The organism is Wolbachia endosymbiont of Drosophila barbarae, from assembly GCF_044752445.1.
Taxonomy (GTDB): Bacteria; Pseudomonadota; Alphaproteobacteria; order Rickettsiales; family Anaplasmataceae; genus Wolbachia; species Wolbachia pipientis.
In genome coordinates this window covers 1-7,104 of sequence record NZ_JBIXJM010000228.1, presented here as the reverse complement: position 1 = coordinate 7,104, position 7,104 = coordinate 1, and the positions used below count along the sequence as shown (strand labels likewise).

The window sequence follows — 7,104 nt, the reverse complement described above, 5'->3', positions numbered from 1 at the left end:
GGGCACTGGGATGACAAGAAAAAGAGGTACTGGTATGACATTAAAGAGTAGGGATTGATGGCAAAGAGAAATACAGGTGTCATTCCAGCGCGTGACGCTGGAATCTAGAAAACTGAATTTTATGAAAAAGAGTGAATAAAATTTTTTGAAAAAAAATATAAAAAAGTGCTTGCACTTAATTTTATTTTTAGTATGTTGATTACATAATGTTTTTACTGGGGGATAATATGGATAGTAATAAAGGTTCAGGTTATGAAAAACGAAAATATGGCGATAATAATGCACCAGGAGGAGGAAGAATTAGAGCGGATGCTATAGATCCAAGGAGAGTTGATAACTTTACAGAGAGAATTAAGCGTGAGGAGGAGAGAAGGAAGCAAAATCAATCTAGTGGTCAAGGTAGTGGCAGAAGTGGTAAGTAACAGTAAATTTATGGTAATTTGAATAGGGAGGGATATTATGCCTAATATAATGAATCAAGAATTAGTAAGAGCATTTAACATTATTCTTTGTCATAATGAGGTTGCTATTACTAATCTTACCGTACAAAGCACAGATCAAACTTTTTTTAAGAAGGAAGATCGTATTGTTATCTCATTTGATAAAAGTATGGATGCTGATCAATGCATGAAGTATTTAAACAATATGAAAGGAAGGATAGTAGAAACATTCTGTGGAAATGAAAGTACTGCTAGTTTATCTTTTGATATGAAATCTTTTCCTTTTAATTTCAATCGGAGCCAATTGGTAGATAGTAATGGAAAGTATAGATTTTCAGTGCCGATAGATCAAAGTATAGTTTTCAATCTAAAATGTTTGCTAGCTAATGGGCTTGCGAGAGACATCACAGGTGCTATGGGAAGAGATTTTGGTTTAGAACATGTAGAAGGGTATACATCTGATGAAAGCTTTGACAGGAAATCTTATCTATATTGTATGCGTTTCTATGATAAAAGGTTACAAGAGTATTTTATAGAGTCATTCTCAGCGACAGTAAAAGGTTATAAAAATAGTCCTAAAAGAACTGATGGTTTCTTGAAAGTCAAGGACAATTGTGTGTATATAAAGGGGAGCATCTTTAATAAGGCTAAGTTCATTAAGGACATAGTAAAACACAAAGCATCTTTGGAATGTCGTGATTTTGAGGTTACAAGTGCTGAGGATGAAACTGTTGAGAATCTAAAGTTTTCAGTGATTGATTTGTCTCGTAAAGTAGGTATACCAATTAATTCTGTACTTCATGTTTCTTATACAGGCAGTGGTGAAAATTCAGTTCTTATACCTGCTGCTAAGGAAATTATTGATAATATTATATATTATAAAATTTTAAGCAAGGAACAAGCGGATGATATTAATAAAGTATTTGGTATGACCGTGTTAAATAATGTTGAAGATTGTATTTCACCAAAACATCTACCAGTATTTGGCAGGAGAGGAATATACGGAATAGATTTTGCTAATCAAGACATTTCTTATTGTGTGCTGAATAAAATCATGGAAAGCTCTGTAATCAACAAAGACCATGAACTGTCCATTGACCCTGAGCTTCCTCGAACGCTATTAGCTGAACCATCACCGACACGGGGGTGTCCCAAGCAAAGTCGTGGTGAAGGGTTAGAGAGGCCTTCCAGGCAAGGATCAGAAAGAGAGGAAGGAAAAGGGGGGCTGTTTCAGTTGGTGCCGGGGGAAATAGATCCAAGTCAATCCACTTGTTCTCTTAGAGCATGGGATAGTTCAACATTCTTAAATTCTGAGGTTTCTAATAAGGAACCTGAAAAACAGCAAGTTACTGATGAAAGTGATCGAAAAAGTAGTAATGAGTGTTCTGAAGCAAAGTCACAAGATAGTAAATCTCCGGAGAAGAAACATGGGGGTGGTGTTCAAAAAATAAAAAAATTGCTCTCTTCACCTTTTAAGAAGCAATATGGCGTAAACCTTAAGCGACATGATGAAGGACGTGATACAACGCGAAGTACTCCTGAAACTCCTGTAACTGAAAAACCACTTTTGTCTAAACGGTCTGCCTCAGAAAGAAGAGCAAAAAATAATCCACCCTCAGGAGTGACTTCTCCTGTTACTGAACCAGATGATGGCGGATTTCGCAATAGACCAAGAATACGAGTATTACGTTCTGAAACGAATGGTGGTATTCCAGAACCCTTGCCACAAGATGCCGTAAGCAAGCCAAATGTGCCCGGGGACCGTAATTCTAAAATTTCTAAAGATAGTGGTTTAGGATCGCTTGAGCGGGGACAGTCACCGCCGCTTACTGAAGAGTTTAGTGATTCATCTCAGCAGAACCTGTCAATAGGTGTTAAACTTGGAAATATGCTTAGTGAATTATTAAATTCTGCTCAAAATCTACTTAAAAACCCGGCTTCTTCTACGCATAGAGGTGTGCCAGGTGGACCAAAGAGGCAAGCATCTCTTACCTCTAGCCAGAGGCAGGAACTACGCAAAGTTCTTTCTCCTGAGATGAGGAAGAAGCTAGACGCCAACTTTTTTCCTCCTGGATACGAGAAGTTACTACACTTACTTTATGTTGATAGTGAGGGGCTGTGTTCACTTCTTTCTTCTCCTGAAGCAAAAGAGCAAGTGTGCTCAGTTCTTCCTCCTGAGGAGAAGGAGCAAGTACAATCAGGTTCTCCTGAGGAGATAGTACGCTTACTTCACAAGTTCTTTAGTAATCAAAAAATTAGTGATAACTGTCTTCTAAGTTCTAAGATAGATTCTCCTAAGATCAAGAAACTCTTGCAAGAAGAAATTTTTGTATAAGCGGTTTGTACCTAATCCACCGTCCTAAGCCACCCAAGTGTTTTATTAGGGTTGGAGCCAAAATCCCTGACCCTGAAAGCACTGGTGTTAGTTTTTCTCATCCATTGCAGATATTGCACGGTACTAAATGTTTAAAAAGTATTAATATAAAGATATCAATAAAATTATTTACACTTTCATGCTATGCCCATAGCATCATATATTACTTAACCTTACAATAATTTTTTTATTCTTGCTGCTTCTTCAAACTCTAAATTTTCAGCATGCGCTAACATTTGCTTTCTCAAATCATCCTTATTAGTATTTACTTTCGGTTCTGCTATTGCCCTCTCTTGTAAGGTGTTTGATATAGGTTTTATTATAGTCTTTGGGATAATATTGTGCAATATATTATGTTCTTCTTGTTTTTTTCTTCTTCTTTCGGTCTCTTTTAACGCACGGTCCAGAGAACCAGTGATTTTATCTGCATACAAAATTACTCTACCTTCAGCATTACGCGCAGCACGACCGATCGTTTGAATTAATGAAGTTTCCGATCGCAAAAATCCTTCTTTATCAGCATCCAAAATTGCAACCAACCCACACTCTGGAATATCAAGACCTTCCCTCAGCAAGTTAACACCTACTAAAACATCGATTTCTTTAGATCTTAATTTGTATATAATTTCTATTCTCTCCAGCGCAGCAATATCAGAATGCAAATAACTCACTCTCATATTCAATTCACTCATATATTCAGCTAAATTTTCAGCCATTTTTTTCGTCAATGTAGTGATTAAAACACAAAATCCCTTCCCTATTGTCACTTGTGCCTCGTGAATTACATCATCAATTTGACTCTCTATTGGTTTCACAATGCAGATTGGGTCTATAAGCCCTGTTGGACGGATAACTTGCTCTATAAATACATTATTGGTCTTTGCCAACTCATACTTTCCTGGAGTGGCTGAAATGTAAACAGTCTGCGGCCTAACTCCCTCCCACTCTTCAAATTTTAATGGACGATTATCAAAAGCGGAAGGGAGCCTGAAGCCATAGTCAATCAATTTCTTTTTACGCGCCTCATTACCACTGTACATCGCACCAACCTGAGGAACGGTGACATGACTCTCATCAACAAATAAAATTACGTCTTTGGGTAAATATTCAAACAAAGTAGGTGGTGGATCCCCAGCTTCCATTCCATAGAGATAACGCGAATAATTTTCAATACCTTTACATATTCCTGTTGTTCTCATCATTTCGATATCAAAATTAGTGCGTTGCTCGAGGCGCTTTGCTTCAACAATCTTGTTTTGCGAGTAGTAATAATCCAAGCGTTCATGCAGCTCTTTTTTGACTAGTTCAATTGCCTGCAACAAAGCCTCACGCGGGGTTATGTAATAGCTATTTGGAAAAATGGTGATTTTATTTACGCCTTTGGTAACATTCCCCGTTATAGCATCAACTTCAGAAATTTCTTCTATTTCATCGCCAAATAACGATAAACGCCAAGCTTTATTTTCATAATGGGAAGGAAATATATCAACAATATCGCCGCGCACTCTGAAATATCCTCTCTCAAACCTGGCATCAGAGCGCTTGTATTGAAGATCAGTTAAGTTGCTCAGGAAATCATTAATACGAATTTTATTTCCAACACTAAGCGGTATGATCATGCTGCGGTAGCTCTCAGGCGAACCAAGACCGTATATGCAGGAAACACTGGCAACTACGATCGTATCCCTGCGCTCCAAAAGGGAGCAGACGGTGGAATAACGCAGCATCTCAATTCTTTCGTTAATTGCAGAATCTTTTTCGATATAAGTATCAGTTTGTGGTAAATAGGCTTCAGGTTGATAATAATCATAATAAGAAATGAAGTATTCAACAGCATTATGGGGAAACAATCCTTTCATTTCCTCATAAAGCTGTGCTGCTAAAGTTTTATTGTGTGCCATAATTAATGCAGGCCTGTTTGTCCTTGCAATAACATTTGCCATAGTAAAAGTTTTCCCAGAACCAGTAACTCCAAGCAAAACCTGATCTCTTTTATTGCTATTTAGCCCTGCAATTAAGCTATCGATTGCCTGTGGTTGATCCCCAGCCGGTTGAAAATGTGTAGCGATTTGAAATTCCATAGACTTTACTTACTATCTTTGATTCATTGTATAGTAAACACTATATTGCTTTTAAGATAAGTTGTATAGCTATCGTAAAGCCATAAAACATTAACCAACAATGTTATACAAGTAGCTGACACTGGAATCTTGTTTCAATGTTAAACAAAATACCATAGAATTCAAGAAGACAATTCCTAAAAAATCCCTACATCCAAAAAAAGGCAAAATGCTACTTGAATAAGCTAAATTTTTTTAGATGCAAAAACAATAAAACATAGTTGATACTAAAGTTATAGTACTCCTATGACAACGTTACAAAAATTAAGGAAATGGATAGCTCTGATCAATTGGAATAGTATTTTCAGGTACCGGTGGTCAATATGACATTTTTAAAATAAAGATTTAGAACCTGTTTAAAATCTTCTCAATAGAAGAGAAATGAAGGAAAGAACGACCATTTGTAGGCTAGTGTTAAGTTTTCGCTCGCAATTTTTCCACAATCGTCTGCATTTTTCTAACCAAGCGAAAGATCGCTCTACAACCCATCTTTGTGGCAATACAGCAAAGGAATGTAATTCACTTCGTTTTATTACTTCTACAGTTGCTCCAATAATCGTTTTTATTTGAGTTGCAAAATTTTCTCCTGTATAACCTGCATCGACCAGTATATTTTTAACTTCCGAGAGGTTTTCTTTTGCGCTTTCAACCATTCTCACAGCACTGCTAACCCCAGTTGTAAATTAGAAAAAATAGAAAAGGTAAGGAAATAGGGTAAACTCCGAGGTATTTGATATTCATTCCTAAAATAGGAGGTTACCAATGAAAGAAAAAGTAACAGAAATCTTTTGTATAGTCGATGATTTTTGCAATACAGTCGATGAAAATTTTGCAGAAAAACTTCTACCAAGTGGTAAAAAACCAACCAGGACGCCAGAGATTACGCATTCAGAGATTTTTACCATAATATTGCTATATCAAGTGCGACAATTTTAAAATTTTCTATGTGCATTATTTGAAATTATTATACGAATCAGCGTTTCCAAAATTGCCATCCTACAGTAGGTTTATCAGGTTAAAATCGCGGGTTTTATGGTATTTAGCGCTCTTAATGCAATGGTTTTGCGAACAGTCAAAAGTGACAGGGATTTCGTACATAATCTATCGCTGTTTGCCATCCAAAAAGGACCTCGAGAAACAAAGTTTTCAAAGGGTTGGCAAAGATTGGAAAGACTACTTATGGGTGGTTTTTCGGTACATCTAGTAATCAATGAAACTGGCGAAATTCAAGGGGTTACGGTGATAAAAGGCAACGTTGATACCTGTGCCAAATTTAACTAAGAAATTGACTGGATTATTGTTTGGAGATAAAGGATATATCAAAAAAGATCTTTTTCACGAATTATTCGATAGAGGGTTAAAGCTTGTAACCAGTATAAAAAAGGGTATGAAAAACTCATTAATGGCGCTAAATGAGAAGATTTTGTTAAGAAAAAGATCGATTATTGAGACAGTTTTTGGCTCTCTGAAAAACAAATTTGAGATTGAGCATACTCGCCACAGATCACCGATAAATTTTTTGGTACACATTTTTTCTACGCTTGTTTCATATTCCATGCAGCCGCTGCATTTCTAAGCTTTACTTCGTTGGCTAATCCGCAACTGGGGTATATAGGGTTGACACCAAGGCAATATTCTTCTGGAGAAGTTGATCGGCATGGCAGCATATCAAAGATGGGACCAGCGGAATGTAGAAGTATGTTATATGAAGCTGCACAAACAATGCTTACAGTTACCAAGAGGACATTTAAATTAAAAAACTGGGGTTGCGAAGAAAAAAGGAATGAAAAAAGCAATTGTAGCAGTAGCAAGAAAATTAGCTGTAATTATGCATAGGATGTTGGTTGATAAAACAGAATTTTATTATCAATAAACATCAAAAGAGCATAGGACAATAATTTTATTGAAAATAAAGATAGCAATGCCGATGGAAGGGACAAGCAAGAACTTAGTTAGACTTCGTGGTAAACATGTTGCCGTCCACTTCCGCCTAACAAGTATAATGCGGCTTAACAAATTTATTGTCATCTCAGACCGTGGAGAGAACCATATGCTACTTTTAACTTATGTAAAATTACCAAGGATTATGGAGAAGATATGCTGTTTTGATTTGTGTGAAAATTATTGTTGACTTATGTGCAATTAGAGAACCTAAGTCACTTTAGCTATA

Annotated in this window: 4 protein-coding genes and 2 pseudogenes; 4 read left to right on the top strand and 2 right to left on the bottom strand. The window is 36.5% G+C overall.

Going from position 1 to position 7,104, the window contains the following annotated elements; translation table 11 throughout:
* The first annotated feature begins 227 nt into the window (after positions 1-227).
* Positions 228-422: a hypothetical protein gene (locus ACIPNH_RS05240; RefSeq protein ID WP_400771908.1), complete on the top strand. Its 195-nt coding sequence runs from the start codon at positions 228-230 to the stop codon at positions 420-422.
* A gap of 37 nt (positions 423-459) precedes the next feature.
* Entirely contained in the window at positions 460-2,775 is a 2,316-nt protein-coding gene (locus ACIPNH_RS05235; RefSeq protein WP_400772095.1) for a hypothetical protein, read from the top strand.
* Positions 2,776-2,987: 212 nt separating this feature from the next.
* On the opposite strand, the gene uvrB is transcribed toward ACIPNH_RS05235, so the two are convergent.
* Both uvrB and ACIPNH_RS05225 read right to left on the bottom strand, forming a co-directional pair.
* Positions 2,988-4,895 (bottom strand): excinuclease ABC subunit UvrB, encoded by a 1,908-nt coding sequence (uvrB, locus tag ACIPNH_RS05230; protein ID WP_264723971.1) that lies wholly within the window; start codon positions 4,893-4,895, stop codon positions 2,988-2,990.
* A gap of 395 nt (positions 4,896-5,290) precedes the next feature.
* Positions 5,291-5,611 (bottom strand): annotated as a pseudogene (locus tag ACIPNH_RS05225) (transposase); the annotation flags it as partial.
* Positions 5,612-5,696: 85 nt separating this feature from the next.
* Here ACIPNH_RS05225 and ACIPNH_RS05220 point away from each other — a divergent pair.
* Both ACIPNH_RS05220 and ACIPNH_RS05215 read left to right on the top strand, forming a co-directional pair.
* A pseudogene (locus ACIPNH_RS05220) lies at positions 5,697-6,529 on the top strand (IS982 family transposase).
* 22 nt (positions 6,530-6,551) lie between these two features.
* Complete coding sequence (locus tag ACIPNH_RS05215; RefSeq protein WP_065095234.1) at positions 6,552-6,770, top strand: transposase; 219 nt, start codon at positions 6,552-6,554, stop codon at positions 6,768-6,770.
* Positions 6,771-7,104 lie beyond the last annotated feature (334 nt).